23 protein-coding genes, 2 tRNA genes and 1 pseudogene are annotated in these 26,993 nt (G+C 64.4%); 7 read left to right on the top strand and 19 right to left on the bottom strand.

The window, feature by feature from the left end; genetic code table 11:
• Nucleotides 1–219: 219 nt before the first annotated feature.
• Nucleotides 220–1,464 carry an MFS transporter gene (locus tag AB4068_RS14435; RefSeq protein WP_441433720.1) on the top strand — a complete coding sequence of 415 codons (1,245 nt, stop codon included), beginning with the start codon at nucleotides 220–222 and terminating at the stop codon, nucleotides 1,462–1,464.
• Between the two features lie 67 nt (nucleotides 1,465–1,531).
• Here AB4068_RS14435 and ftsY read toward each other — a convergent pair whose 3' ends face one another.
• The 7 genes from ftsY to coaD all read right to left on the bottom strand — a co-directional run bounded on the left by ftsY (nucleotide 1,532) and on the right by coaD (nucleotide 9,619).
• Nucleotides 1,532–2,755 (bottom strand): signal recognition particle-docking protein FtsY, encoded by a 1,224-nt coding sequence (gene ftsY / locus AB4068_RS14440; RefSeq protein ID WP_441433721.1) that lies wholly within the window; start codon nucleotides 2,753–2,755, stop codon nucleotides 1,532–1,534.
• 20 nt (nucleotides 2,756–2,775) lie between these two features.
• Nucleotides 2,776–6,369: a chromosome segregation protein SMC gene (smc, locus tag AB4068_RS14445; protein WP_441433722.1), complete on the bottom strand. Its 3,594-nt coding sequence runs from the start codon at nucleotides 6,367–6,369 to the stop codon at nucleotides 2,776–2,778.
• A gap of 105 nt (nucleotides 6,370–6,474) precedes the next feature.
• Nucleotides 6,475–7,461 (bottom strand): bifunctional DNA-formamidopyrimidine glycosylase/DNA-(apurinic or apyrimidinic site) lyase, encoded by a 987-nt coding sequence (mutM, locus tag AB4068_RS14450; RefSeq protein WP_284988343.1) that lies wholly within the window; start codon nucleotides 7,459–7,461, stop codon nucleotides 6,475–6,477.
• An 8-nt stretch (nucleotides 7,462–7,469) separates the two neighbouring features.
• The gene (gene rnc, locus AB4068_RS14455; protein WP_284988344.1) at nucleotides 7,470–8,201 is read right to left on the bottom strand and encodes a ribonuclease III; all 732 of its coding nucleotides are present in this window, start codon (nucleotides 8,199–8,201) and stop codon (nucleotides 7,470–7,472) included.
• A gap of 22 nt (nucleotides 8,202–8,223) precedes the next feature.
• Complete coding sequence (rpmF, locus tag AB4068_RS14460) at nucleotides 8,224–8,427, bottom strand: 50S ribosomal protein L32 (protein ID WP_028264646.1); 204 nt, start codon at nucleotides 8,425–8,427, stop codon at nucleotides 8,224–8,226.
• A gap of 32 nt (nucleotides 8,428–8,459) precedes the next feature.
• A complete protein-coding gene (locus AB4068_RS14465; protein WP_059387665.1) occupies nucleotides 8,460–8,987 on the bottom strand; it encodes a YceD family protein in 528 nt (175 codons plus the stop codon).
• A gap of 146 nt (nucleotides 8,988–9,133) precedes the next feature.
• On the bottom strand, nucleotides 9,134–9,619 hold the full coding sequence (gene coaD, locus AB4068_RS14470) for a pantetheine-phosphate adenylyltransferase (RefSeq protein ID WP_059387664.1): 486 nt from the start codon (nucleotides 9,617–9,619) through the stop codon (nucleotides 9,134–9,136).
• A gap of 105 nt (nucleotides 9,620–9,724) precedes the next feature.
• On the opposite strand from coaD, the gene AB4068_RS14475 reads away from it, so the two are divergent.
• On the top strand, nucleotides 9,725–10,954 hold the full coding sequence (locus AB4068_RS14475; RefSeq protein ID WP_441433723.1) for an aminotransferase class I/II-fold pyridoxal phosphate-dependent enzyme: 1,230 nt from the start codon (nucleotides 9,725–9,727) through the stop codon (nucleotides 10,952–10,954).
• Between the two features lie 2 nt (nucleotides 10,955–10,956).
• Nucleotides 10,957–11,745, top strand: a complete 789-nt coding sequence (locus tag AB4068_RS14480) for a spermidine synthase (RefSeq protein WP_441433724.1) — start codon at nucleotides 10,957–10,959, stop codon at nucleotides 11,743–11,745.
• 2 nt (nucleotides 11,746–11,747) lie between these two features.
• Here the strand turns inward: AB4068_RS14480 and rsmD are convergent, their stop codons facing one another.
• From rsmD to thiL, 4 genes are read right to left on the bottom strand one after another with little or no spacing between them, the layout of a single operon-like run.
• On the bottom strand, nucleotides 11,748–12,314 hold the full coding sequence (rsmD, locus tag AB4068_RS14485; RefSeq protein WP_284988346.1) for a 16S rRNA (guanine(966)-N(2))-methyltransferase RsmD: 567 nt from the start codon (nucleotides 12,312–12,314) through the stop codon (nucleotides 11,748–11,750).
• Nucleotides 12,315–12,365: 51 nt separating this feature from the next.
• Nucleotides 12,366–14,645 carry an ATP-dependent DNA helicase RecG gene (locus tag AB4068_RS14490; protein WP_441433725.1) on the bottom strand — a complete coding sequence of 760 codons (2,280 nt, stop codon included), beginning with the start codon at nucleotides 14,643–14,645 and terminating at the stop codon, nucleotides 12,366–12,368.
• Nucleotides 14,635–15,672, bottom strand: a complete 1,038-nt coding sequence (locus AB4068_RS14495; protein WP_284988481.1) for a DAK2 domain-containing protein — start codon at nucleotides 15,670–15,672, stop codon at nucleotides 14,635–14,637. The genes AB4068_RS14490 and AB4068_RS14495 overlap by 11 nt, the downstream gene beginning before the upstream one ends.
• A 22-nt stretch (nucleotides 15,673–15,694) precedes the next feature.
• The gene (gene thiL, locus AB4068_RS14500; protein ID WP_441433726.1) at nucleotides 15,695–16,708 is read right to left on the bottom strand and encodes a thiamine-phosphate kinase; all 1,014 of its coding nucleotides are present in this window, start codon (nucleotides 16,706–16,708) and stop codon (nucleotides 15,695–15,697) included.
• Between the two features lie 96 nt (nucleotides 16,709–16,804).
• Here thiL and AB4068_RS14505 point away from each other — a divergent pair, with 96 nt between their 5' ends.
• Complete coding sequence (locus tag AB4068_RS14505) at nucleotides 16,805–17,320, top strand: DUF3515 family protein (protein ID WP_441433727.1); 516 nt, start codon at nucleotides 16,805–16,807, stop codon at nucleotides 17,318–17,320.
• A 39-nt stretch (nucleotides 17,321–17,359) separates the two neighbouring features.
• Here AB4068_RS14505 and AB4068_RS14510 read toward each other — a convergent pair whose 3' ends face one another.
• The 6 genes from AB4068_RS14510 to leuC form a co-directional block, all read right to left on the bottom strand.
• Nucleotides 17,360–18,559, bottom strand: coding sequence for a D-alanine--D-alanine ligase family protein (locus tag AB4068_RS14510; RefSeq protein WP_306960832.1), 1,200 nt, complete (start codon nucleotides 18,557–18,559; stop codon nucleotides 17,360–17,362).
• 2 nt (nucleotides 18,560–18,561) lie between these two features.
• On the bottom strand, nucleotides 18,562–19,614 hold the full coding sequence (locus tag AB4068_RS14515) for an NAD(P)H-dependent glycerol-3-phosphate dehydrogenase (protein WP_441433728.1): 1,053 nt from the start codon (nucleotides 19,612–19,614) through the stop codon (nucleotides 18,562–18,564).
• Nucleotides 19,611–20,387, bottom strand: coding sequence for a lysophospholipid acyltransferase family protein (locus AB4068_RS14520; protein WP_284988352.1), 777 nt, complete (start codon nucleotides 20,385–20,387; stop codon nucleotides 19,611–19,613). The genes AB4068_RS14515 and AB4068_RS14520 overlap by 4 nt, the downstream gene beginning before the upstream one ends.
• A gap of 11 nt (nucleotides 20,388–20,398) precedes the next feature.
• The gene (gene murA / locus AB4068_RS14525; RefSeq protein ID WP_059387657.1) at nucleotides 20,399–21,724 is read right to left on the bottom strand and encodes a UDP-N-acetylglucosamine 1-carboxyvinyltransferase; all 1,326 of its coding nucleotides are present in this window, start codon (nucleotides 21,722–21,724) and stop codon (nucleotides 20,399–20,401) included.
• A gap of 356 nt (nucleotides 21,725–22,080) precedes the next feature.
• A complete protein-coding gene (gene leuD / locus AB4068_RS14530; protein WP_059387656.1) occupies nucleotides 22,081–22,683 on the bottom strand; it encodes a 3-isopropylmalate dehydratase small subunit in 603 nt (200 codons plus the stop codon).
• A gap of 9 nt (nucleotides 22,684–22,692) precedes the next feature.
• Nucleotides 22,693–24,147, bottom strand: coding sequence for a 3-isopropylmalate dehydratase large subunit (leuC, locus tag AB4068_RS14535; protein ID WP_284988353.1), 1,455 nt, complete (start codon nucleotides 24,145–24,147; stop codon nucleotides 22,693–22,695).
• Nucleotides 24,148–24,259: 112 nt separating this feature from the next.
• On the opposite strand from leuC, the gene AB4068_RS14540 reads away from it, so the two are divergent.
• Together AB4068_RS14540 and AB4068_RS14545 are read left to right on the top strand one after the other, a co-directional pair.
• The gene (locus tag AB4068_RS14540) at nucleotides 24,260–24,979 is read left to right on the top strand and encodes an IclR family transcriptional regulator (protein WP_441428111.1); all 720 of its coding nucleotides are present in this window, start codon (nucleotides 24,260–24,262) and stop codon (nucleotides 24,977–24,979) included.
• A gap of 70 nt (nucleotides 24,980–25,049) precedes the next feature.
• Nucleotides 25,050–25,613 (top strand): DUF1697 domain-containing protein, encoded by a 564-nt coding sequence (locus tag AB4068_RS14545; protein WP_332601864.1) that lies wholly within the window; start codon nucleotides 25,050–25,052, stop codon nucleotides 25,611–25,613.
• 104 nt (nucleotides 25,614–25,717) lie between these two features.
• On the opposite strand, the gene AB4068_RS14550 is transcribed toward AB4068_RS14545, so the two are convergent.
• A tRNA-Glu gene (locus tag AB4068_RS14550) sits at nucleotides 25,718–25,790 on the bottom strand.
• Between the two features lie 141 nt (nucleotides 25,791–25,931).
• Nucleotides 25,932–26,003 (bottom strand) — tRNA-Gln (locus tag AB4068_RS14555).
• 343 nt (nucleotides 26,004–26,346) lie between these two features.
• Here AB4068_RS14555 and AB4068_RS14560 point away from each other — a divergent pair.
• A pseudogene (locus tag AB4068_RS14560) lies at nucleotides 26,347–26,993 on the top strand (hypothetical protein); the annotation flags it as partial.

Raw genomic sequence — 26,993 nt, forward strand, 5'->3', positions numbered from 1 at the left:
GTCCTCTCTGCTTTTAGTTGCGGGCTGAGCCGCCTGTCCCAACGCATTTGCGTTCTACATAAGAGTTTTGCGGGGCAGTGTTTCACCTGCGAAGGTTTTAGATTGCGGGGCTGTTACAAGAACTTCTCGAACGTAAATGGTGCATATCACCCTTGTTACGGATATGTTTCGTCAGTTCCACTTTCCCCGCGTTCGTACTACCCAGAGGACCCCGACACCATGACTGCAAGCCCCGAATCCCCCGCCAATCAAGGAGCGAGGGCCGCGAAGGCTGCAATGCCACGGGACATCAAGGTGATGTTGGCGGCTGCGTTCCTGATTGCCTTGGGTTTCGGCCTCGTGGCGCCCGTGCTCCCCCAGTTCGCCACGACGTTCGACGTCGGAGCAACGGCAGCCGCGGTGATCGTGAGCATTTTCGCGTTCATGCGCTTGGTGTTTGCTCCGGCCGGGGGTGCCCTGATGGGTCGGTTCGGCGAGCGTCCCGTGTACATCGCAGGGTTGCTGATTGTGGCTGCGTCGACGGCAGCCTGCGCCTTCGCCCAGAACTATTGGCAGCTGCTGGTCTTCCGGGGCCTTGGCGGAGCCGGTTCCGTGATGTTCACGGTTGCGGCGATGGGCCTCTTGATCAGGCTCGCCCCTCCGGAAAGCCGCGGACGGGTCTCCGGCGCGTACGCCTCCGCATTCCTGATCGGCAGCGTCCTGGGGCCCGTGGTTGGCGGGCTGCTCGCCGGGTTCGGCCTGCGCGTCCCCTTCCTCGCCTACGCGGCAGCCTTGGTCCTGGCGGCCTTGGTTGTTCGCACGCAGCTGACGGGACGTTCAGGGGGAGCGACGCAAGGCGGCGCGGCGGGGCCGGCAATGCGCATGAAGGAGGCTTTGGGCGATTCTGCCTACCGGGCCGCCCTGTTCTCCAGTTTCAGCAATGGCTGGGCGACCTTCGGTGTGCGAATGGCCACTGTCCCCTTGTTCGCAGTGGTTGTGCTGGCCGGAGGCTCCGCCTCGGCGGGTTGGGCGCTGGCCGTGTTCGCGGGAGGAAACGCGCTGGCGCTGACCTTCTCCGGCCGCATGGCTGATAGTTTCGGCCGGAAGCCCATGATGCTGCTGGGCTTGATAGTCACCGGCCTGGCCACCGCGACCATCGGGTTGACCGGCAATCTTCCCGCGTTTTTCGCTGCGTCGGCTGCGGCCGGCTTCGGCTCCGGCTTGCTGAACCCGGCCCAGCAGGCCTCCGTCGGGGACATCATCGGCCGTGGCCGTTCCGGCGGCAAGGTGCTGGCGGTCTTCCAGATGGCCTCCGACGCCGGAGCTATTGTTGGCCCTGTCCTCGTCGGCCTCGTGGCTGATGGACTTGGCTACGGCTGGGCCTTCGGCGCAACCGGCGGCATCCTCCTGCTCGCCGCCGTCGGCTGGTCCGCGGCACGCGAGCCGATGGAGCGCGGCCAGGAAAGCGTCGACTCACCCAACTAGCTAGCAGTAGATGTCGTTAAGAGCCTTGAAAACGACAACAACTGCTAGCTAGTTGGGCTGGATGCGCCTAGTTGAGCAGGGCGTCGACGAAGGCTTCGGCCTCGAACGGCGCGAGGTCGTCCGGGCCTTCGCCCAGTCCAACAAGCTTCACCGGCACGCCGAGGGCCTTTTGGATCGCGACGACGATCCCGCCCTTCGCGGTACCGTCCAGCTTCGTAAGCACGATTCCCGTGATGTTGACTACCTCGGAGAAGACCTTGGCCTGATTCAGGCCGTTCTGTCCGGTGGTCGCATCCAGTACGAGCAGGACTTCGTCCACTTCGGCCAGCTTCTCGATGACGCGCTTGACCTTGCTGAGCTCGTCCATGAGGCCAACCTTGTTTTGCAAGCGGCCGGCGGTGTCGATCATGACGACATCCACTTCCTGCTCAATGCCGGACTTGACGGCTTCATAGGCGACAGAGGCTGGGTCTGCGCCGACGACGTGCGACCTGACGGTTGCGACGCCGACACGCTGACCCCACGTAGCGAGCTGCTCGGCAGCCGCCGCACGGAAGGTGTCGGCGGCGCCCAGCAGGACGTCCTTGTCTTCGGCGACGAGAACGCGCGCCAGCTTGCCGACGGTGGTGGTCTTGCCCACCCCGTTGACGCCGACGACGATCATGATGGCCGGGTGGGCGCCCTTGCGTTCCACGTTCAGGCTGCGGTCCATCGTGGGATCCACGAGCTTGATGAGTTCCTCGCGCAGGAGGGCCTTGACATCCTCGGGGCTACGGGTGCCTTGGACCTTGACCCGCGCACGCAAGGCATCGACCAGCTGCATGGTGGGCTCGGTGCCGAGGTCGGCGAGCAGCAGTGTCTCTTCGACTTCGTCCCAGACGTTTTCGTCGATCTTGTCGCTCGAAAGCAGGGCCAGGAGACCCTTCCCGAGAATGCTGTTCGATTTGACCAACCGCGCGCGAAGCCGGTTGAGGCGGCCCTCGACAGGCGCAGGGGTCTCCACCTGGATAAGTTCCAGTCCCGCGGCGTCGTCCGGAACGTCGGTCTCCGGTACGGCGAGGTCGGCGGGTTCGACGACTGGCCCGGGCGCCGTGCGATCCGGCGCGATCCCGGGGGCGTCGTCGATGATCGTTCCGCCGCCTGCCGGCGCCTTGTCGGCGGGGTCGTTGGCGTCGCGCTTTCCAGCGTAAGTCGAGGAGGACTTCCGCACCTTGAGCAGGACAGGAATCAGCCCTCCGACCACCACGATGGCAGCGACAATGGACAAAATAATGGGGAGGAGATCGTTCACTCCCCTAGCTTCTCACAAAGCTAGACCTCGGCACCGAGCCTTTGGCTGATGACGGTGGACACGCCGTCGCCCCGCATAGTCACTCCGTAGAGGGCGTCCGCGACTTCCATGGTCCGCTTCTGGTGCGTAATGACAATCAGCTGGCTGGACTCGCGCAGCTCTTCGAAAATCGTGATCAGCCTGCCCAGGTTCGTATCGTCCAACGCGGCTTCCACTTCGTCCATGACGTAGAACGGCGAAGGCCGCGCCTTGAAAATCGCCACGAGCAGCGCGACAGCCGTCAACGACCGTTCGCCACCGGAAAGCAAGGACAACCGCTTGATCTTCTTCCCGGCAGGCCGTGCCTCCACCTCGATGCCGGTGGTCAGCATGTCGTTGGGGTCCGTCAGCACCAACTTGCCTTCACCGCCGGGGAAGAGCCGCGCAAAGACGTGGTCGAACTGTTTGGAGGTATCGGCGAAGGCCTCGGCAAAGACCTGCTGGACGCGGTTGTCCACCTCCTTGATGATGTCCAAAAGGTCCTTGCGACTGGACTTGAGGTCTTCCAGCTGCGTGCTCAGGAATTGGTGGCGCTCCTCGAGTGCGGCGAATTCCTCAAGCGCCAGGGGGTTCACTTTGCCAAGGGCTGCGAGGTCCCTTTCGGCCTTGCGGAGCCGTTTCTCCTGCTCGGCGCGGACGAAGGGAACACCCTCGACGATGGCGTTCCCGTCCTCGTCCACCGGCGCGCGGAGTTCGGCCCACTTGTCCACGGCAGCCGCGGGCACGGGAACGGGCTGCTCCGGACCGAAGTCGGCCACGAGTTGTTCCGCCGACAGGCCAAGCTCCTCGATGGCGCGGGTTTCCAGCGCTTCGATCCTGAGCCGTTGCTGGGCTCGCGCGAGTTCGTCGCGGTGGACGGAGTCCGTCAGTCCCGCGAGCTCCTGGGCCAACTTCTCATTGCTGCTCCGGACATCAGCGAGTTCCTTTTCGCGCTGCTCCCGGACGGCCTCGGCGACGTCCCGGGCGCGGGCGGCCAGGTCCACTGACACGTCAACGAAACGCACGGTCTGTTCGACGGCGGCAGCAACGGCGGAAGCCCGCTCGGCTTGCGCTTTGCGACGCAAGGCCCGGCGGGCAGCTTCCTCCCGTGCCCGCCGTTCGCTCGCGGCGGCCCGCTCCAAGGAGGCGGCCCGGTTGCTGGTCGCGGCGAGCTGTTCTTCAGCGCTCCGCAGGCCCAGCCTGACCTCCATCTCACGGGACCGTGCTTCGCTGGCAGCCCTGGCCAAGGCATCGCGTTGCTCCGTGGACGGCTCTTCCTCCTGGGGGGCCTCTTCTGCTGCGGCCAACCGTTCCGCCGCAAGCTCAAGGGACTCCTCTGCCACGGCGATGTTCAGTTCGGCCTTGGCCAGGGACTCCGCCATTCGATCGCGCTCCGCGACGGCGCTGCGCAACTGGGAATTCAAGTGGCCAAGCCGTTCGGCGACGGCAGCCAGGCGGGCATCCGAATCGTGGAGTTTGTCGAGCGCCGCGTTCGCCCGTTCCTGGGCATCGGCCCGGCGTGCTTCGGCTCCAGCCAGGGCGAACTTTCCCCGCTCAAGACGGGTGGCGAGCTCCAGGAGCCGGGCATCGGCGTCGTCCACTGCGGCCTGGACTTCAAGGAGCGACGGCGCCGTGGCCGATCCACCGTCCACCGTCAGTGCCCTGAAGACATCTCCTTCCCGGGTCACTGCGGTAAGCCCCGGGTTGCCGGCAATGAGGCTGGCCGCCGTTTCCAAGTCGTCGACGACGGCGGTGGACGCCAGGAGGGTCATGACGCCTCTCGCTTCGGGAGCGTCAGCCGCCACCAACTCGGCGGCCCAGCGAGCGCCGTCGGGCAGCATCGGCGACTCCGGCAGGCCAGCCTCGGGACCCGCAGAGGGCACAGCGCCTGCCACCAAAAGCGAGGCGCGTCCGGCGTCGGCGTCCTTCAAGAGCCGCATCGCGGCGACGGCCCCCGCGCCGTCCGCCACCACGACGGCGTCGGAAGCACTGCCAAGTGCTGCGGCCACGGCAGTCTCATACCCGGGCTCCACCCTCAGGAGGGAAGCGAGCGGGCCCAACACACCGGGGTGGTCCGAGGACAGAAGCCGCGAGGAGCCATCCTTGCGGTTGAGTCCAAGCTGCAAGGCATCACGGCGGGCGGTGAGCGCATCGCGTTCGCGGACTTCATCGCGTTCGGCAGCCTTCAACGCCTCAATCTCGGCGTTGATCTCGTCAAGAAGGGCGCTGGCGTCTTCGTATTCGGCGTCGAGGCTTTCTTCGCCGTCTTCGACGCCGGCCACTTGCGACTCGAGGGCCGTAAATTCGCTTTGCGCGTGGCGACGACGTTCCTCACCGGCTGCCAGCGATTCCCTGAGCCTGCCCCGCTCAGCCTCGGCCGCCTCGGCCCGGGAGCGTGCGGCGGCCAATTGACCGACGAGCTTCGCGAGGCCTTCACGGCGATCGGCGGCTGCCCGCAACACGGCCGTCAGGCGTTTGTCTTCGGCGGCGGCCAGGTTCTCGGCGTCCTGTTTGGCTGCGGTTGCCTCAAGCAGGCCCGCTTGCTTCGCCAGGATGTCGTGCTCAAGCTCCAATTGTTCCTGCCGGACCCGGGCGGCCTGCCGGTCCAGATGGTCCGGATCGCGGCCTGAATCCGGGGCAGCGTCGGAGGCGCCGAGGAGGCGGCGACGCTCGGTCGCGAGCGATCCCAAGGCGCGGAGCCGGTCCCTGGTTGCGGACAGCTGGTACCAATCGTCCCTGGCCGCATTGAGCCGGGGTGTCGCCTCGGCCGCGAGCTGCTCGAGGCGGATCTGGCGTTGGCGGCCTGCGGCGAGCTCCGCTTCCACTACCTCGCGGCGCTCTTTCAACGCGGCCTCGTCGGCGACATCCTTCTCCAACGCCCGGGTGTGCCGGACTAGATCATCGGCCAGCAGCCGGGACTTGGCGTCGCGGACGTCGAACTGCACGGTCTGGGCGCGGCGGGCGACTTCGGCCTGCTTGCCCAGCGGCGTGAGTTGACGACGGATTTCCGCCGTGAGGTCACCAAGGCGTTGCAGGTTCGCCTGCATGGCTTCCAGCTTGCGGACGGTCTTTTCCTTGCGACGCCGATGCTTGAGGATACCTGCGGCTTCTTCAATGAATCCCCTGCGGTCCTCGGGGGTGGCGTGCAGGACGCGGTCCAACTGCCCCTGCCCCACGATCACATGCATCTCCCGGCCAAGGCCTGAATCCGAGAGCAATTCCTGGATGTCCAGTAGGCGGCAGGGCGATCCGTTGATGGCGTACTCGGATCCGCCGGTCCGGAAGAGCGTGCGGGAAATGGTGACTTCGCTGTACTCGATCGGCAGGGCGCCGTCTGCGTTGTCGATCGTCAGGGCAACGTGCGCGCGGCCCAGCGGAGGCCGCCCCGATGTGCCGGCGAAGATGACGTCTTCCATTTTGCCGCCGCGCAGGGTCTTGGCGCCCTGTTCGCCCATGACCCAGGCCAGCGCGTCAACCACATTGGACTTGCCCGAACCGTTGGGGCCAACAACGGCGGTGACGCCCGGCTCGAAGTCGAACGTCGTGGCCGACGCGAACGACTTGAATCCCCGGACAGTCAAACTTTTCAGATGCAAGGTGTTTCGGATCTCTTTCAATGTCGCCGGTGGCTACTTTACGGCTAAATCTACTGCCCGACGGCGGAAATCCCCGGATTTGCGGGGCAAACCGGCGAATCCGCGCTACCAGCGGCCGTTGCGCGGCTTCGGCTGGCAGATCGGGCACGTGTACGAGGAGCGGTTCATGAATTGCTCGCGTTTGATCACACCCGGAAGTCCAACGGCGGAACACCGCCTGCACGGCTCGCCCGCCCGTCCATAGGCATCCAAGGACCGGGCGAAGTATCCCGAAACTCCGTTGACATTGACGTAAAGCGAATCGAAGCTCGTCCCGCCGGCTGCGAGGGCGTCGCTCATGACTTCCTTCGCGGCATCGACGAGCCTCACGGCATCGGCCCGCTTGAGGGTGTCTGTCGGTTTGGCATAGTGCAGCTTGGCCCGCCAGAGCGATTCGTCGGCGTAGATGTTGCCTATCCCGGAGATGACTCCCTGATCCAACAGGGCCCGCTTGAGCCCGGTCTTGCGGGCTTTGACCTTGCGGTAGAAGTCGTCAAAGGAAAAGTGCGGGTCCAGCGGATCGCGGGCGATGTGCGAGGCTTCTTCGGCAATTTCCGGGAGGGGTGTCTCGCCCTGGCCGCCGGGACCGCCGTCGGAGGTCGGTACAAGCGAGGTGACAAACAGTCCGCCGAAGATCCGTTGGTCCACGAACCGCAACTGCTCCGGCATGCCATCCGACGTGCTGAGGCGGAAGCGGACTTTGAGGTGCTTCTCGTCCGGAACCCCCGGATCCTGCATGAGGAGCTGCCCGCTCATACCGAGGTGCGCCATCAGCGCGACGCCGGGGACCGCTTCGCCGGGGATCATTTTGCCGGACACAGCCCCGCCGGTGCCGCCGGGTTCCTCGGTCCGCAGGGGCATCCACAGGAACTTGCCGCGCCGGACGACATCCAAAACCGTGGAGTTCTCAAGGTTCCCGATGAAGTCTTCCGTGCCCAACGCGTGACGGCGGATGGAACGGGGATCGAGCACCTCCACGTCAGTGATGGTCCGGCCGCGCACCCAGCGTGCCAGGCCGCGGCGGACCACTTCGACTTCGGGCAGTTCCGGCATGTGAAGAATCAGGCGCTGTGCGCGGGATCAGCCGGAGAGTCGGCTTTGCCATTCAGCGCGACCTTGCTGTTAAGGGTGCGCCACGCATCTGCTGCGGCTTCCTGCTCGGCTTCCTTTTTGGAGTGGCCCGTGCCTTTGCCGTAGGCGGTGCCGCCGATCTGGAGCACTGCCTCAAAGCTGCGCGCGTGGTCCGGGCCGGAGCCTTCGACTGCATAGTAGATGGACCCGAGCTGACGGCTTGCGGCAAGCTCCTGCATGCTGGTCTTCCAGTCGGTGCCGGCGCCGAGTGCTGCGGCATCCTTGAGCAAGGGTCCAACGAGCCGCATCACGAGCTGCCGGGCGGTCTCAATGTCGTTGGAAAGATAGGTGGCCCCGATGAGCGCTTCCATGGTGTCCGCAAGAATTGAAGACTTGTTCTTACCGTCGGTGAGCCTTTCGCCCTGCCCGAGGTAGATGAATTCGCCGATTCCGAGGTCCCTGCCGATACCCGCCAGTGCGCGGGTGCTGACGACGGCGGAGCGTCGCTTCGCGAGTTCGCCCTCCGGAAGCGCCGGGTTGTCGCGGTAGAGCGAATCGGTCACGGAAAAGCCCAGGATGGAGTCGCCCAGGAATTCGAGGCGCTCATTGGTGGGAATCCCACCATTTTCATACGCGTATGAACGATGTGTCAGAGCAAGACGAAGCGTCTCGGCGTCAATGGAGACACCGAGACGCTTCAGAAGCTCTTCAGTTGAAGACATCCTTGTCAGCCTTGTGGCGGATTTAGACGTCTGCGACCTTGCGGCCCTTGTATTCAAGGAACAGCGCGGTCCCGGCAGAGTCGGTGACGACCTTTGCCTGGTGCGGCAGGCTGTAAACAACCTGGCCGTTTTCGATGGTCTTGACCAAGTTGGGGGCAGTTGCCTTCCACTGGGCACGGCGGGCGCGTGTATTTGCGCGAGACATTTTCCGCTTGGGAACAGCCACGGCTATCTCATTTCTCTTTTAGTCAACACTTACTAATCAGTTTGCCGGTCGGTCTTAGCCAGTTCAGCTAGGGCAGCCCAGCGAGGATCCAGGTCCTCGTGGTGGTGCCCCGGCTCGTCTTCCAGACGCACTCCGCAGATTGAGCAAAGGCCCTGGCAGTCTTCCCGGCACACCGGCTGGAACGGCAGCATGGTTACAACCGCGTCCCGCAACACCGGTTCAAGATCGATTAGATCGTGCTCGACTCGACGTTGCTCTTCATCGTCTTCTTCGTCCGAAAGCTCGACGCCTTCATAGAAGAAAAGTTCTTGCACATTGACCTCAAGGTCATACGCAAGGGGATCCAGGCATCGTCCGCATTCGCCCTTGACTTCAGCGAACACAGTTCCAGATACCAGAATTCCTTCGTGTACGGCCTCAAGCCTCAAGTCGAGCTCGATATCCGAGCCTTCCTGAACGCCAATGAGTGCCACGCCAAGGTCACTTGGCGCGGGTACATGTTCCGTGAGCGTCCGCATGCTTCCTGGACTACGTCCGAGGTCCTTGACGTCCAGCGTCAAGGGCGAACTTGCATCTCGCTTAATGAGAACTCCTGTAGAACATATGACCGACGTACCATCTTAGCCTGAACGCGCGAGCGGACTCAAACCGGGTCAATTACAACGCGTTCTGCCCGAGGTACCGATCCAGCTTACCCGTTGCCGGGCTACTCCGCTGCCGACCCGCCAGCAAGGAGCCTCCTGAGCACCGATTTAGGCACGAAATCGGAGACATCCCCGCCCAGGAGGGAGATTTCCTTGATGAGCGTGGACGACAAATGCAGGTAATGGGCCTCAGCCGGAAGAAAGACGGTCTCGACGCCGGACAACTGGCGGTTCATGGTGGCCATGGGAAGTTCGTAGTCAAAATCCGAGGACGAACGCAAGCCCTTCACGATCGCCGAAATTCCCCGGTGCCTGCAGTATTCGGCGAGCAGTCCCTCACCCATGGGCTCCACGATGATCCCCCGCAAGGAAGCCAGGGTTTCCCGGGCCATGTCCATGCGCTCTTCCAAGCTGAAGCGGTACTTCTTCGCGTAGTTGGTGGACACCGCGACGACGACTTCATCGAACAAGCCGGCGGCCCTTGCGATGACTTCCAGATGTCCGTTGTGGATAGGGTCGAAGGAGCCAGGGCACACAGCGCGTCTCATGGTTCGAACCTACCCCATCCGGGGCCGCAGGCACTATGGCGATACCATGGCTGAAACGGCGGGCCGGACGAGCCGGAAGCCAGCACCCAGGAAGGCAACCCCACAGTGACGAGCCCGGCCTCTCTCAGCCAGAACACGTCCGCCGCGCCATGGCAGCGAGCCGCCAGCGGAGCCAACCTGCTTTCGGCCGACGGCAGCCTAGGAGTGACCATCTTCGAAGAAATGACCACCCTGGCGATGTCCACCGGCGCCATCAACCTGGGCCAGGGATTCCCGGACGAGGACGGGCCGGCGGAAATCAAGGCAGCAGCCCAGGCGGCCATTACGGCGGGAGCCAACCAGTACGCTCCCGGCAAGGGCATCCCTGAACTTCGCGAGGCCATCGCCGCACACCAGGAACGCTTCTACGGACTGACCCCGGACCCGCAGACGGAGGTCGTTGTGACCACCGGAGCCACCGAGGCCATCGCCGCCGCATTGCTCGCATTCATCGAGCCCGGCGACGAGGTCCTGACTTTCGAGCCCTTCTATGACTCTTATGGCGCCATCATCGGACTTGCCGGGGCCAAGCATCTGACCGCTCCCTTGCTGGCACCGGACTTCCTTCCGGACGTGGATGCCATGGAATCGGCATTCAGCGAGCGCACCAAGGTTGTGCTGCTCAACAACCCGCACAATCCCACGGGGGCGGTCTTCCCGCGCGAGGTGCTGGTACGCGTCGTCGAACTCGCCCGGAAATACGATGCCGTGATCCTCAGCGATGAAGTCTACGAGCACCTCACCTTCGGTGTGCAGCACCTTCCGGTCGCCGGTATCCCCGGAGCGGCCGAACGAAGCGTCACGATTTCCTCGGCCGGCAAGACGTTCTCGTTCACCGGCTGGAAGATCGGCTGGCTCAGCGGACCCGCCCACCTTGTGGCGGCGATCCGCACCGTCAAACAATTCCTCAGCTACAGTTCCGGCACCCCCTTCCAAAGTGCGATCGCAGTAGGCCTTGCCCTTCCCGATGAGTTCTATAGCGGTATCGCGTCCACCCTCCAGCACAAGCGGGACATCCTGGCCGAGGGACTGCGGGCCGCCGGCTTCGGCGTCTACACGCCGCAGGGAACATACTTCATCAATGTGGACACCGCGCCCCTCGGCATCAGGGACTCCGTGGACTTGGCACGAAAGCTTCCGGAGCTCGTAGGAGTGGCCGCCATCCCTGTACCCGTGTTTTGCCACCCGGAAGGCGCGGAGAGGACGCGCAGCCTGCTCCGGTTCGCGTTCTGCAAGAAGACCGAAGTATTGGAAGAAGCGGCCGCCCGGCTGGCCACCCTGCGGAACAAGCTCTGACCGTGTCAACGGGGCAAAATCACGAGGGGCGTCGATTCCTGCGGGCCACCGGCCAGCATGCCGCAATCGAAGCCGACACGCTGATCGACGGCGCCTACATCCTGCGCATCGGCGACGCCGAGCAATCCCATGTCAACCTCGCGGAACCCGCGGAAATCTTCTACGAATACCTGCGCAGGATCGGCCATGTGGTGGATCTGGCCGCGCCGGCCGGACAAGCAATCACTGCACTTCATCTCGGCGCTGGGGCCTTGACCCTGGCCCGCTATATCCAGGCGACGAGGCCAGGTTCGGAACAACACGCCGTTGAACTCGAACGTGAATTGCTCGACTTCGTGCTGCAGAAGTTGCCCATGCCTGACGGCACCCTTTTGGAGACCCATATCGGCGACGCGCGCGAAACACTCGCCGAACTGCCCTCGGAACTCGAGTTCGACGTCGTGATCCTGGACATCTTCTCCGGTCCCGAGGCTCCGGCGCATATCGCCTGCCAGGAATTCTATGAAGAGGCCGCGGCGCGGCTCCGGCCCGATGGGGTGCTCATCGTCAACGTCGGCGACGAAGCAGCCCTGACCCTGGTACGCAGCCAGGTCGCCGCGATGCGCCGGGCGGTGCCGGACGTTGCCGCGTTCGCTGAGGCTGGCATGTTCGCCGGCCGCTATCCCGGCAACATCATCCTGGTGGGAACGCGCCGGCCGTGGCCGGCTGGCTGGACAGCGGAACTCCTGGGCCGGGGGCCGCACCCGGCGGCCGTACTGAGCGGAGTGGAACTGGACCGGTTGACGGGCTAGCGCTAGACGGGCTCGGCGAACCAGAGCTTGGTTTCGCCGTACTTTTTGTCGGCAAACCGTTCCAGGGTGTCCGGCCAGTCCGGTTCCGGGGACCGTGAGGAACGCTCGACGACCACCACCGCGCCTTCATCGAGGTGGAAGGCAAGCTTGGTGAGGACAGCCTTGAGGGAAGGCTCATCCAAAGGGTACGGCGGATCCAGGAACACCAGGTCCCAGAGGACGTCATCCGCCGCGCGCTCCAGGAAGGACTCCACTTTGGAACGTAGGACCGAGACAGTCCTTCGCCCCAGCACTTGGTTGGCCATGTCTGCATTTCGCTGGCAGACCTCGGAGGCGCGTGCATCAAATTCCACGAGTTCGGCAGAGCGCGCGCCCCGGCTTGCACTTTCGATGCCGAGAGACCCCGAACCCGCGTAAAGATCCAGAACCCGGGCGTCGTCGATGGCGTCGAGCGCCTCGAGCCGGGAGAACAACGCTTCCTTGACGCGGTCCGTCGTGGGCCGGGTGGCGTTTCCGGGGACGCTGACCAGCGGGTTTCCGCCGACCACGCCGGCAATGATCCGGCTCACCGGCCACCTCCCGGTCCGGCGCACCCAGATGTGCCTTCAGGCGTAGATTCCTTAGCCGCGTTCAAGGAACGCCTCCTTTTCGGGGTTCAGATACTCGTCAATTGCGGCGGCCAAGGCCTGTTGGCCCTCCAGTCCGGGATCGTTGGCAACGAGCCACTGGGCATCGGTGCGGGCGCGGGCGATCACGTCCTCATGCTCCAGGACCCGCAACAACTTCAGGGTGGAGCGCCCGCCGGATTGCGAAGCGCCCAGGATATCGCCTTCCCGGCGCAGCTTGAGGTCTTCCTGGGAAAGCTCGAAGCCGTCGGTAGTGGAAGCAACGGCATCCAGGCGCCTGCGGCTTGGGTGGCCGGGTTCGAGCGTCGTGACCAGCAGGCAAGTCCCCGGAAGACCACCGCGGCCTACCCTCCCACGCAACTGGTGGAGTTGCGAAATGCCGAAGCGGTCGGCGTCGAGGATCACCATCAGGGTGGCGTTATGGACGTCCACGCCCACCTCAATGACCGTGGTGGACACCAGTAGCTGGGTCTGGTTGGCGGTGAACGAGGCCATGGTTTCGGACTTGAGTGCCGGATCCTGCCGTCCGTGGAGGGGCTCCACCCGGACGCCGCGCAGGGCGGGCTCCTGGCTGAGCGTTTCAACGACGGCGGTCACCGAGGCGAGCTCGCGCGCGGGGCCTTCCTCCGAAAGTTCGGCGTCGCTGGGTTCCGCTTCACCCGGGCTGAAGTCGCCGTCGTCGTCGTCTCCGATCTTGGGACACACGACGTACACCTGGTGGCCGGCGTCGATCTCTTCCCGCGAGCGTTTCCAGATCCTGGCCGCCCAGCCCGGGTTTTCGGCGAGCCCGACGACATGGGTGGAGATGGGCGCCCGGCCCGCAGGAAGTTCGTCCAGCACGGAGGTTTCGAGGTCGCCGAAGACGGTCATGGCAACAGTGCGCGGAATCGGGGTAGCCGTCATCACCAGCAGGTGGGGTGGCCGGTTGGCCTTGGCCCGCAGGGCGTCGCGCTGCTCCACGCCAAAGCGGTGCTGCTCGTCCACCACGATCAGGCCGAGATCCTGGAACGAGGTTTTGTCACTCAGGAGCGCATGGGTGCCGATCACAATGCCGGCGTTGCCCGAGGCCGCGTCCAGCATGGCTTGCTTGCGGGCAGCAGTCGGCATCGAGCCCGTCAGCAAGGCGACCTGGACCGTACCGGGTCCACTCCCGGGCTCGCTGTCCAACAATCCGGCCCCGCCCAGCATCCCGGCACCTCCGAACAAACCGTCGCGGGACAGCGTGCCCAGGGTCTTCCGGATGGAATCAAAGTGCTGTGCCGCGAGGACCTCCGTCGGGGCAAGCAGCGCCGCCTGCCCGCCGGCATCCACCACTTGCAGCATGGCCCGCAAGGCGACGATCGTCTTTCCGGAACCAACTTCGCCCTGCAACAAGCGGTTCATGGGCGAGTCCTGTGCCAGCTCGTGGGAAAGCGTCTTTCCGACGGCGGCCTGGCCGGCAGTCAACGTGAACGGAAGCTGCCCGTCGAAGGCAGCGAGGAGCCCTTCGGGCACCGGCCGACGAGCGGTGGCCTCCTCTGCGGCCAACTGGGCCCGCCGCCGTGCCAGCGCAGTCTGCAGAACCAGTGCCTCCTGGTAGCGGAACCGGTCACGGGCGCGCTGCCAGTCAGCCGCCGTTTCCGGAGAATGGATCAGCCGGTACGCGTCCCCCACCCCCAGGAATTTCTCCCGGAACGCGATTTCGGCAGGCAGCGGATCCTCGATGCTGTCCACATCGATGGTGTCCAGCAGCGTGGTGATGACCTTGTGGATGGACCAACTGGTGAGCTTCGCCGTGGCCGGATACACGGGAATGGGCATGGCTGCAAGCTTTTCCGGATCGACGGAACCGGCCAGCTCCGGATCCTCGTCGAGCAGCATGAAGTCCGGATTGGTCATGCCCAGCGATCCGCCGTAGCGGCTGACCTTGCCGGAGAACATCACCCTGCGGCCCGGTTGAAGCTCATTGCGGGCGCGGAAGCCGTTGAAGAAACTGATCTTCAAGGTTCCGGGAATCTGCTCACCGCTGGCCTCGTCCGTCACCACGACGTCCGTCAACGATCCGCGCCTTGCCCGCATTTGGCGGGTTGAATTGGACAGCACCCTGGCAATGAGGGTGGCCTCTTCATCCAACGGCAGTTTAATGATGGGCGTCAGCTCCCCGCGGCTCAGGTAACGACGGGGAAAGTAGTTCAGGAGCTCCCCTACAGTGTCCAAGCCAAGGTGCTTCTCGATGACGGACGCGGAGCGTTTGCCGATCCTCCGCTCGAGCGGAAGGTGAAGCTCAGTATTCATGCCCGTGCAGGCCTGCCGGAAGGCCTGGGTCGCGCGGCATGGAGAGCTGGCTGACGGAGATATCGGTGGGCTCGCCGAGCGAGCGGATGACTGCCACGGCGGATTCAGCTTCCGGAACGTGGACGTGGACGCGCCACCGGTAGCTGGCTTCTGCGGCGTCCTCGTCGTCATCGTCGTCGTCCCCGCCATCATTCGGTCCCGATGGGCCGCTCGCGCTGCCCACTTGGCTCATGATGACGGAGTCGCCAAGTTCGTCCAGCCGCTGACGGAGCGTGGCAGCGTCCAACGGTGAAAGGCTGATGGTGCACATGACCTCGACGCCGTCGTCGTCGGGCATTCCCGCATGGATGTGCGGATCCTGCAGGTCATAGCCGTGCAGCCCGTCCAGGAGCTCATCCTGGAGTTCTTCCCCAAGCACAGCCGAACGCAGGCAGTCCAGGATCAAGAGCATGCCCACCCCACCCGCATCCACTACGTGCGCGGCGTGCAGCGGCGCGAGTTGGTCCTCGGTTTGCACCACAGCATCCAGCGCGGCATTGACGGCGGCGTCCAGGGCAAGGCCCAGCGCCTGGTTGCTGTCGTCGCCGTTGTGGGCACTATCGCATTCGCCTGCCGCCCTGGCGGCAGCCTCGAGAACGGAGAGCATGGTGCCCGGAACCGGCTCGCTCAAGGCCGACCATGCCCTGATCTGGGCCCGGTTCAGGGCTGCGGCAAGCAGGGGCGCACTGAGGCGGGTGTGCCCGACCAGCGGCTCGGCCATTGCGCACAAAAAGACAGCAAAGAGTGTTCCGGAGTTCCCCCGGGCCTGCTCCATCGCCACCCGTCCGGCCGCGGCCAGAACGGCGCCGACGTCGTTCACCGGTTCGTCGGCGATGGAACGATCTGCGAATGATGCCGCGGCGGAGCGGACAGTGAGGTAGAGGTTCGTGCCGGTGTCGCCGTCGGCCACCGGGAAGATATTGATGGCGTTGAGGCGGTCGCTGTGGTTCCCGAGCGTCGTCTCCGCTTTGCCCAGCCACCGCTTCATGGCGTGCGTATTGGCGGCAATCTTAGTCTGCAAAGTGATCCCATCCCACGGTGTCAGCGGGCATTCTCGCTATCCGGACGCCGCTGTGCTGTCCTTCGGCAACGGCCTGGATCGAGCCTATCGCAGTGAAGCCGGAAGGTAGCTGAACATCTGCTGGAAATGTCACCAGCAGGCCGTGGTCCTCTCCCCCGCCCAGGATCCAGTCCATGGGATCGCGGCCAAGGGGAGCCGAGGCAGCTTCCAAGGGTGCGGCGAGTGCCTTGAGCGCGATGGGATCGAGGTCGAGCGCGACGCCGCTGGCTTCGGCGAGGCGGGAGCCGTCGCGCAAGAGCCCGTCGGAGACGTCCATCATGGCCGTCGCTCCTGCCTTGGCAGCCTGCGGGCCTGCGGCGAGGGGCGGCTGCGGCCGGCACTGGCTGTCCATGAGTGCGCGCTGGGCGGCGTCCAGCTTGCCTACGGGTATGGTGCTTTCGAGCAGGGCCAGACCGGCTGCGGCACGTCCAACAGTTCCGGCAAGGGCCAGAATGTCTCCCGGCCGGGCCCCGGACCGCAAGACAGCAGGGAGTCCGTGCATTGTCCCGACGACGGCGACGGTCACCGCGATTTCGCGGCCGCGGCCCAGGTCTCCCCCGGCAACCGAACAATCGGCAGCCCCCAAGCCGACGATGCCGGCCGTGAGGCCATCCGCGAAGTCCACGACCCACTGCACCGGGGTGCCGGGCGGCATGGTCAAGCTGACGACGAGGGAGACGGCGGTACCACCCATTGCGTTGATGTCGCTGAGATTCTGGGCTGCCGATTTCCAGCCGACGTCATAGCCTGTAGTCCGGTATCCGTTGTTCCATTCCAGGCGGAAGTCCTGGTCCTGGGTCTGGGTGTCGATGGAAATGAGGGTCCGGCCATCCGGGGCGGCGACGACTGCGGCGTCATCCCCCGGCCCGAGCAGCACGCTGTTGCTGTGGTTCAGGCGCGGAAAGATGTGCGCGAGGAGCTCGCCTTCGGAGAGCTCACCGACAGTCTGTTGTTCTTTGGACACAGCTCTACGCTATCGCGAACCGCCGACAACAAAGAGCTGTCCGTGGCGCCCGCTTCCCCGATCCTCGGCTCGCCGCAGCCGCGATAGGCTTGATCAATGCATCAAACGAAAGCCGCTGTGTACGTCCGCGCCCTCTGTTCCTTGACAGCCGCGGCGGCTTCGGTGCTTGCCCTTGCAGCCTGCTCCCCCGTGGTCGACGTGAAGCCCGCGGCCGATGCCGCGAAGGCTGCCTGCGCGCCCATGATGGTGTCGCTCCCGGACACCATCGGCGACGCCGCCCTGCGGAAGACCAATAGCCAGGCCACGGCGGCATGGGGCGACCCGTCGGTGTTGATTCTGCGTTGCGGCGTCAACGTCCCCGGCCCCACCACCGACCGCTGCGTCACCGTCAACGACGTCGACTGGGTCATCAAGGAAGGCGACCCGGTATGGACCCTGACCACGTACGGGCGCGAGCCCGCCACGGAAATCCTCATGGACCCGAACAAGATCAGCTCCGCCACGGTCCTTGCCGATCTGGCGCCTGCGGCGGCGAAAATCAAGGCCGTGCGCAAATGCGTCGGCCAGCCTGAGCTGCTGCAGAACCTGCCCACGAGCACCCCCGGCAAGTAGCAGGCTCAGCCCAGGCCGGTCGTCGGCGCCGGCCGGCTATCAGCGCAGGCCGGTTTTGCGGTTGAGCGCCAGGTAGATGAGTTCGTCGATCAACTCGGCATAGCCCAACCCGGAAGCCGCCCACATTTGCGGATACATGCTCTTCGGGGTGAATCCGGGCATCGTGTTGATCTCGTTGATGATGAGTTCGCCGTCCGGAGTGTAGAAAAAGTCCACGCGGCTGAGGCCTTCGGCACCGACCGCATCGAACGCGGCCGCCGCGAGCTCGCGGACGCGCGCAATAGCCTCGTCGGGAATGTCGGCCGGGCAGCTAAGGGCTGCTGCGCCGTCCTCCACATATTTGGCGTTGAAGTCGTAGAACTCGTGTTCTCCTGGAGCGACGGCGATTTCCCCCGGCATGGAGGTTCGCGGGGCCGCAGTGCCACGTCCTTCAAGGACTGCGCACTCGATTTCGCGGCCGACAATCCCGGCCTCGATCACCAGCTTGAGGTCGTGCCGCCGTGCTTCTTCGATGGCGGCATCCAAATCGTCCATCGAATCAACCTTGGAAATTCCCATCGAGGAACCGGCGCGGGCGGGCTTCACGAAGACGGGAAAGCCGAGACGGTCCACGCGCTTGCGCACGGCTTCGGCGTCGTTGATCCATTCGCGGTCAGTGACGGCGACATACGGTCCCACGGTAAGCCCGGCGGCCTCGAAAACGACCTTCATATAGTGCTTGTCCATGCCGACGGCGGATGCGAGGACTCCCGCTCCAACGTAGCGGGTGTCCGAGAGCTCCAAGAGGCCCTGGATGGTGCCGTCTTCGCCCCACGGGCCGTGCAGGAGCGGAAAGACGACGTCCACGGAGCCCAGTTCCTCGGGCACCGCATTTGGCGCCGTGACGATCAATTGGTGGGCTCCGCCCACCTCGGCGAGGGTTACGGTCTTGCCGGAAGGCAGCACTTCAGGCAAGGCCGAGGCGCTCAGCGACCACTGGCTGATGTCGGCCGAGGGAATCACCCACTGGCCTGACTTGGCTATCCCGATGGGGACGACGTCGTACTTGCTCTTGTCGATGGCGCCCATGACGCCGGCCGCCGTCACGCAGCTGACCGCGTGCTCGCTGGATCGGCCACCAAAGAGCACGGCGACGCGGGGCCGCCGATGTTTGGCCGGCTTCGCGGACCCGGCAGTTCCGGCAGAAGCGGTTGTTCCTGCGGACTCAGCGGTTCCGGCAGACAGGGATTCTTCGGTCACGGTCAGTAATCGCCTTCGGACTTCAGGGAGCGGGCCAGGAGTCTGGGCCCAAGTTCATCAACGGACAGTTTGCCTTCGAGGACCGCCACAACGGCCGCGGTGATCGGCATGTCGACACCGAGTTTCCCGGCTAGTTCGTAGACAGCGTACCCGGATTTGATGCCTTCCGCCGTCTGAGTCATGTGCTCGGTGACCTGTTCAAGGGTCAAACCTTCGCCGAGCAACCGCCCGGCCGTGTGGTTTCGGGACAAGGGCGAAGAACAGGTAGCCACGAGGTCTCCCAGTCCGGCAAGTCCGGCCATCGTGCGTGCTTCGCCGCCCAGGGCAAGAGCCAGCCTCGATGTCTCCGCGAGGCCGCGAGTGATCACGGACGCCTTGGTATTGTCGCCCATTTGCTTGCCTTCGCAGATACCGACGGCAAGGGCAATGACGTTTTTCACGATTCCCCCGATTTCGACGCCGACCACGTCGTTGCTCGTGTAGGGGCGGAAGTACGGCGCGGTGCAGTAGAGCGCGAACGATGCAGCCGTGGCTTCGTCGCTGCAGGCCACCACAGAGGCTGTCGGTTCCTGGCGGGCGATCTCCATTGCCAGGTTGGGTCCCGAAACAACGGCCACGCGTTCCTGCGGAATGTCGAGTTCCTCGGAAATGACTTCGCTCATGCGGGAATCCGTACCGAGTTCAAGGCCCTTCATAAGGGAAACGACTACGGCGCCGGATGCCACGAGCGGTTTCCATTTGCGCAGTTGAAGCCGAAGCGACTGCGCCGGCACGGCGAGGATCACGATTCCGGCGCCCGCAAGGACCCCGGCCACATCCGTTGAAGCCGTGATGGAATCTGGCAGTGCAATGTCCTTCAGGTACTGCGTGTTGCGGTGCTCCGCGTTGATCTGGTCGACCACTTCGTCCCGCCGGCCCCAAATGCGGATACTGCGTTCCGCACCGCTCGCAAGTGCAGCATCAGCCAGGACCTTCGCGAACGTCGTACCCCAGGATCCCGCGCCAAGCACGGCCACAACGCCTTTGTCGGCGATGAGTTCTTCCCCGGAAGTCACTTCAGTCCGTCCGTGCCATCGGTGCCCGCGGTTCCCTCAGTCGCCTGGAAGCGGCCGTGCTTCGACTGATTGTGGGCAGCGGGGTCCCAGCGTTCCTTGGGCGGTTCTTCCCCGCGCAAGGTAGCAAGAAGCTCCGTGATGGCAACCATGATGATGTCCGTAGCCTCAACCAGGGTGGCCCGGTCCAGCGGCCGACCCTGGAAAGCGCTGAGGTCCACGGGATCGCCTACCAGGATGCGGGATGTCTTCCGCGGGAACACGTGCAGGCGTTTGGCGTAACGGGGAAACACCTCATGGGCACCCCAATGGGCAATGGGAACCACAGGGGCACCCGTCTGGATTGCCAGGCGGGCAGCTCCCGTGTGGCCCTTCATCGGCCACAAATCCGGATCGCGCGTCAGGGTGCCCTCCGGATAGATGATGATGGCGCCGCCGGCATCCACCACTTCCTGGGCGGCTTGCAACGAGCGGTTCGCCCCCGTCGTCGAGCGCTCCACGGGAATCTGGTTCGTGGCGCGCAACAGGCTGCCGAGGACCGGCGCCTTGAAGAGGCCCGCCTTCGCGAGGAAATGCGGCGGACGCTTCATGTTGTAGAGCATGTGCCCCACGACGATGGGGTCGATCTCGGTGCAGTGGTTCGGTGCGGCGATGAAGCCACCCGCGGGAAGCTTGTCGGTCCCCTCCCACTTCTTTGCCATGAGGACGTTCATGAGCGGTCGTGCAAGTCCCGCAAGAACAGCGAACATGGCACGGCTCTGGGCCGATTCCTTCAAGGTGTCCCCCGTTACTTGGATTCGGTGAGGTCGAAATCGGCGCCCAGGCCGGCGAGCTTTTCGGTGAAGCGCTCGTAGCCGCGGTTGATGATGTCGATCCCGGTCACCCTGGACGTGCCGGTCGCGGCGAGCGCCGCAATGAGGTGGCTGAATCCGCCACGGAGGTCGGGGATGTCGATGTCGGTTCCCCTGAGCGGAGTGGGTCCTGAGACGACGGCGGAGTGCAGGAAGTTGCGCTGGCCGAAGCGGCAGGGCACGCTTCCGAGGCATTCACGGTGGACCTGGATGGTTGCGCCCATGCGGGTCAGGGCGTCGGTGAAGCCGAAGCGGTTTTCGTACACGGTTTCGTGGACGATCGACACGCCTTCAGCCTGGGTCAGGGCGACCACCAGGGGCTGTTGCCAGTCGGTCATGAAGCCCGGGTGCACATCCGTCTCAAGGACGAGCGGGCTCAGCTTTCCGCCAGGGTGGTAGAAACGGATGCCGTCCTCGCGGATGTCCATTCCGCCGCCCACCTTGCGGTAGGTGTTGAGGAACGTCATCATGTCCCGCTGGGAAGCGCCCTCCACGAAGATGTCTCCCCGGGTCACCAAGGCAGCCGAAGCCCACGACGCCGATTCGTTGCGGTCTGCCAGGGCGCGGTGGTCGTAGCCACCCAGGTCCCGAACGCCCTCGATCCGGATGGTGCGATCGGTCTGGACGCTGATGATGGCACCCATCTTCTGCAGCACAGCGATGAGGTCGATGATTTCGGGTTCGGTGGCGGCACCGCTGAGTTCGGTGATGCCCTCGGCGCGGGTGGCACTCAGCAGGACCTGTTCCGTGGCTCCCACCGACGGGTACGGGAGTGAGATCTTGGCGCCGTGAAGTCCCTTGGGAGCGGAGATGTGGATGCCGCCCGGGCGCTTTTCGACGACGGCGCCAAACTGGCGGAGCACGTTCAGGTGGTAGTCGATGGGCCGGTCGCCGATCTTGCAGCCACCGAGATCGGGAATGAAGGCTTCTCCGATCGCATGGATCAAGGGACCGCAGAGCAGGATCGGGATACGGGAGTCCCCGGCGTGCGCGTCGATCGCGGTGCTGGACGCCGTCTTCGCATTCTTGGGATCCAGAGTGAGATCGCCGGTGACGGGATCCTTCTGCACAGTCACGCCGTGGAGCTGCAAGAGGCTGGTGACCACCTCGACGTCCTTGATTTCCGGGACGTTCCGCAGCACCGACGGTTCGTTGCCGAGGAGGGAAGCCACCATGGCCTTGGGAACAAGGTTCTTGGCACCTCTGACGGTGACGCGGCCAGTCAAAGGGACGCCGCCGCGGATTGTCAGAACACTACTCATCTATACCGGTTTCCTCACGAGTTGATGCCCCCACACTTACGAAGGCTCCAGCTAAGCATAAAAGCTGACGTTACCGATTCGAAATGCCGGGGCGCGGCGAAGGCCGGCTTTTAGCGACGCGGGGTCACTTACGGCCCATGTTGCCGCCCGGCCTGGGCCKTAWGTGACCCCGCGTTCGTGCCCGATCCATGGATAACCCCTCATTCCAACCCCAACGACAACCATGACGCTGCACAACGCCGGGATCAGGCCATGGCCACATCCCGCGAAACGCGTCACGCACACGGAAAGGACCGGCGCACCCGTTCTTTCGGGTGCACCGGTCCTTTCAAGGTACGGAAGCTGCTCGGTTCGCGCTACTGGGTGCGCGCCGGCAGGGTTTTCGGTTTGAAGGAAGGCCTTGTGGCCTCGTAGGCCGTGATGTCTTCCTCGTGCTGGAGCGTCAGTCCGATGTCATCCAGGCCCTCGAGGAGGCGCCAGCGGGTGTAGTCATCGATCTCGAAAGGTGCGACGACGTTTCCGCACTCAACGGTCTTGGACACGAGGTCCACCTTGACTTCGGTGCCGGGCGCGTTTTCAAGGACTTTCCAGATGAGCTCGATGTCGTCCTGGGCAAGCTCGGCCGCCAGGAGGCCTTGCTTTCCCGAGTTGCCGCGGAAAATATCCGCGAACCGGGACGAGAGCACGGCTTTGAAGCCGTAGTCCTTCAGCGCCCAGACTGCGTGCTCGCGGGATGAACCGGTACCGAAATCGGGTCCCGCCACCAGTACGGAGCCGGCGTTGAAGGGTTCCTGGTTGAGGATGAAGGACGGGTCCTTCCGCCACGCCGAGAACAGGGCGTCCTCGAAACCGGTACGCGTAATCCGCTTCAAGTAGACCGCGGGAATGATCTGGTCCGTGTCCACATTGCTCTGGCGCAGCGGGACACCGATGCCGGTGTGGGTGGTGAACTTTTCCATGGGGCCCTCCTAGGCGGCGTCGGTGGTGGTGGATGCGGAAACAGAGGCGGGCTCCAGGTCCGAAGGCGAGCTCAGCGTTCCGCGGACTGCCGTGGCTGCGGCGACTACCGGCGAAACCAGGTGGGTACGTCCGCCCTTGCCCTGGCGTCCTTCGAAGTTGCGGTTCGAGGTGGAGGCACAGCGCTCCCCCGGTTCCAGCTGGTCCGGATTCATGCCCAGGCACATGGAGCAACCGGCGAAGCGCCATTCAGCGCCGAATTCCTTGAACACCTTGTCCAGGCCCTCGGCTTCGGCTTCAAGGCGGACGCGTGCCGAGCCGGGGACCACGAGCATGCGGACCTTGGGGTCCTTTTCGCGCCCGCGTATGACATCGGCGGCGGCCCGGAGGTCCTCGATGCGGGAGTTCGTGCAGGATCCGAGGAAGACCGTGTCCACCCGGATGTCCTTCATGGGCGTCCCGGCTTCGAGGCCCATGTACTGCAGCGCGCGCTCGGCAGCCAGCTTGGCGTTCTCGTCACCGAAGTCCGCGGGGAACGGCACTGCCTCGTTGAGCGAAATGCCCTGGCCCGGGTTGGTCCCCCAGGTCACGAACGGCTCCAAGGTATCGGCGTCGAGGTCCACCTCGACGTCGAAAGTTGCGTCGTCGTCGGTGTGCAGCGTGTTCCAGTATTCGACGGCGGCATCCCACTCGTCGCCTTGGGGGGCGTGCGGGCGGCCGTACATGTAGTCGTACGTCGTCTGGTCCGGGGCCACCAGGCCAGCGCGGGCGCCGGCCTCGATGGACATGTTGCAGATGGTCATGCGGGCATCCATGGAGAGCGCCCGGATGGCCGAGCCGCGGTACTCCAGGACGTAGCCCTGCCCGCCGCCGGTGCCGATCTTGGCAATGACTGCAAGGATGATGTCCTTCGCCGAAACGCCCGGACGCAGAGTGCCTTCTACGTTGATGGCCATGGTCTTGAACGGCTTGAGGGACAACGTCTGGGTGGCCATGACGTGTTCCACCTCGGAAGTGCCGATACCCATGGCGAGTGCTCCGAAGGCGCCGTGGGTCGAGGTGTGTGAATCGCCGCAGACAACCGTCATGCCGGGCTGGGTGAGGCCCAGCTGGGGTCCGACAACGTGCACAATGCCCTGCTCGGCGTCGCCGAGCGAGTGCAGGCGGACTCCGAACTCCTTGCAGTTGTTCCGCAAGGTCTGGATCTGGGTGCGGCTGGTCAGATCGGCAATCGGCTTGTCGATGTCCAGGGTCGGAGTGTTGTGGTCCTCCGTGGCGATCGTGAGGTCCGGGCGGCGCAGGGGTCGTCCAGCAAGGCGCAAGCCCTCAAAGGCCTGCGGGGAGGTCACCTCATGCACGAGGTGCAGGTCGATGAACAGAAGATCGGGCTGGGCGTTGGCTCCTTCGCCTTCGCCCTTGCGCACCACGTGCGCATCCCAAACTTTCTCGGCCAGTGTCTTTCCCACGGCCTGCTCCCTTCACTGCGGTTGGCTTGACTACTTCCACTGAACATCAGTGATCCGAACTGCGCCAGTGAAACAACTTGCATCTCAGATATTGAGACGGCAATATCATTACATGGACAATTCTAGTGGAGTCGGCGTCATCGATAAAGCGGCCCAGGTGCTCGACGCACTTGAGGCGGGGCCAACCACCTTGGCTCAACTTGTGGCGGCAACAGGGCTGGCCCGCCCCACGGTGCACCGCCTTGCGCTGGCGCTCGTCCACCACCGCCTCGTGAGCCGCGACATCCAAGGGCGTTTTGTCCTCGGCAGCCGCCTTGTCGAGCTTGCTTCGGCCGCCGGCGAAGACCGGCTCATCGCTTCCGCAGGCCCCGTCTTGATCCAGTTGCGCGACGCCACCGGAGAGAGCGCCCAGATCTTCCGACGCCAGGGCGACTGGCGCGTCTGCGTTGCCTCGGCCGAACGTCCGATCGGCCTGCGCGACACCATTCCCGTAGGCACACAGCTCTCCATGAAGGCCGGCTCCGCCGCCCAGATCCTGCTGGCATGGGAAGACCACGACCGCCTCTTGGACGGGCTTCAGAACGCCCGGTTCACGCCGACAGTGCTGGCAGGAGTACGACGCCGGGGCTGGGCCCAGAGCCTCGGCGAACGCGAGCCTGGAGTCGCCTCGGTCTCCGCACCCGTGCGCGGCCCTTCCGGCCGGGTCATTGCTGCGGTGTCCATCTCCGGCCCCATCGAGCGCCTGACCCGCCAGCCCGGACGCCTGCATGCCGAAGTCGTCTCCAACGCCGCCCGGGTACTGACCGAAGCCCTGCGCAAGAACAACGACTAAGCGCTTCCCGTTTCCCGCCAGCCTCCCCGTCTGCGCCCCTCCTGCAGACGGGCGCAGGTAGGGTAGGCGCATGAACAGCTTTGCCGTGTTCCTGCGCGGGATCAACGTGGGCGGGATCAACATCAAGATGGCCGACCTCAAAGCAGCCCTGAAGGCGTACCCCTTCACCGACGTCAAGACCTTGCTGGCCAGCGGCAACGTGGTGCTCCGGAGCGAGCTCGACGCAGCGGGAGTCAAGGACGAATTCGAAAAGTGCTTGAGGTCGGCATTTGGCTACGACGCCTGGGTGGTGGTCCTGAGCTCCGAAAGGGTTGCCGAACTAGTGGAAGCCTGCCCCTATCCGGCAGACGATAAAACCACGCACAGCTACATCACGCTCGCCTCGGACGCGGCCATGCTGGACGAACTATTCAACGCCGGCGCGGCCCTCGGCGCACCAGGGCAGGGCGGCGTCGAGCAAGTCCGGCTGGGTCCCGAGGCGACGGCGTGGCTAGCCCCGGCGGGAGGAACCTTGGACAGCCCCTTCAGCAAGCTCTCCGCAAAGACCCGCTACAAGGCGAGCACCACCACGCGGAACCTCCGCACGCTCATCAAGGTCAGGGATGCTGCAGAGGCCCTTCAGAAGACCACCTGAGCTGCCAGCCGTACTGCTCCCCCTTTATTGAGGGGAGAAATCCACACGAACTTTGGGCAAAGAAAAATCCCCCGGAACCTGACGGTTCCGGGGGATTCATTTTGTGACCCCAGCGGGATTCGAACCCGCGTTACCGCCGTGAGAGGGCGGCGTACTAGGCCGCTATACGATGGGGCCTTGCACTTTGTTTTACTGCCATATTGAACACCGCTTCCGGCATTCAAGCTGAATGAGTATTTCATACATCCAGCATTGTTTCAAATCGGCGAACCGTTTTGAAACTCCAAATTCCCGCGCAAATTCGCGGATTATTCAGAGCTGGGATACCAGGACTCGAACCTAGAATGACGGTACCAGAAACCGTAGTGTTGCCAATTACACCATATCCCATTGGCGCTTTTAGGCCGGATTCGATGGCGTAAACCTTCGCTCCGTGCCCCTCAGCACGAGTAATTACTTTACCCGAGACTTTCGATGCACACAAATCGACCGCGCACGCCCGCGCCCGCCCGATGCGCACCTCGACAATCCCCCGGCAAGGATGACGACATCGAAAAAACCCTTGCAATCGGCAGGGTCTTAGCTTTACTCTCGGTAAGTTACCAATCGGTAACCAACGCCACGCACTTGTTTCGTGGCACAGCTACAGGCCGGGTCGCCTGTTAGCTGCGTCACATGGGGGGATCCCTGGCAGCAGCGCCGCTGTCGGGAAAGTCATCGAGAGGAATTGCCCATGACACCGAACCCTGCAACTGCCACCAGAACGCGGAGCCGTGCCCAGATAATCGCCATTGCCGTGCTCGCACTCCTGTTGATCGCGCTCCTCGGCTTCTACACCCTGGTCATTGGGAAGATCGCGGCGGGGTCGGCGCAGCTGAATGACGGCGCAGGCCAGGCATCCGCCGGCGCAGGCCAGCTCAAGGACGGCGCGGCAAGGCTTGCGGGTGGAGCTGCGGAAGCCGGGACAGGTGCGGCCAAGCTGGCTGATGGCGCGTCAAAAGTCCAAAACGGAATCCAAGGCAAACTAGCCCCGGGAGCCCAGCAGTTGAAGGACGGAGCCGACAAACTCGCAACTGGGGCCGTGAAAATCCAGAATGACGTCAACGCCAAGCTTGCGCCGGGAGTCTACAAAGGGGACGACGGCGCACAGAAGCTCGCGGCGGGTGCCCTGCAGCTTTCCGCGGCACTGACTCCGACGCCGGGCGGCAATGCTGAAAACAATCTCGGAGACGGCGCCACCCAACTGATATGTAGAAGCTGTTGTCAAGAGGCAGTGGTGAGCGGCTCCCGGTTTTGGTGTCGGGGGCCGCTTTCCGTTGGGGTGCTGTCCGGGTGTGGTGGGTGTGCTGGCGGGTCTTGTGTTCGACTGCAGTGTCAGAC

The sequence above is a fragment of the Arthrobacter sp. 2RAF22 genome (assembly GCF_052115325.1).
Classification (GTDB): Bacteria; Actinomycetota; Actinomycetes; order Actinomycetales; family Micrococcaceae; genus Arthrobacter.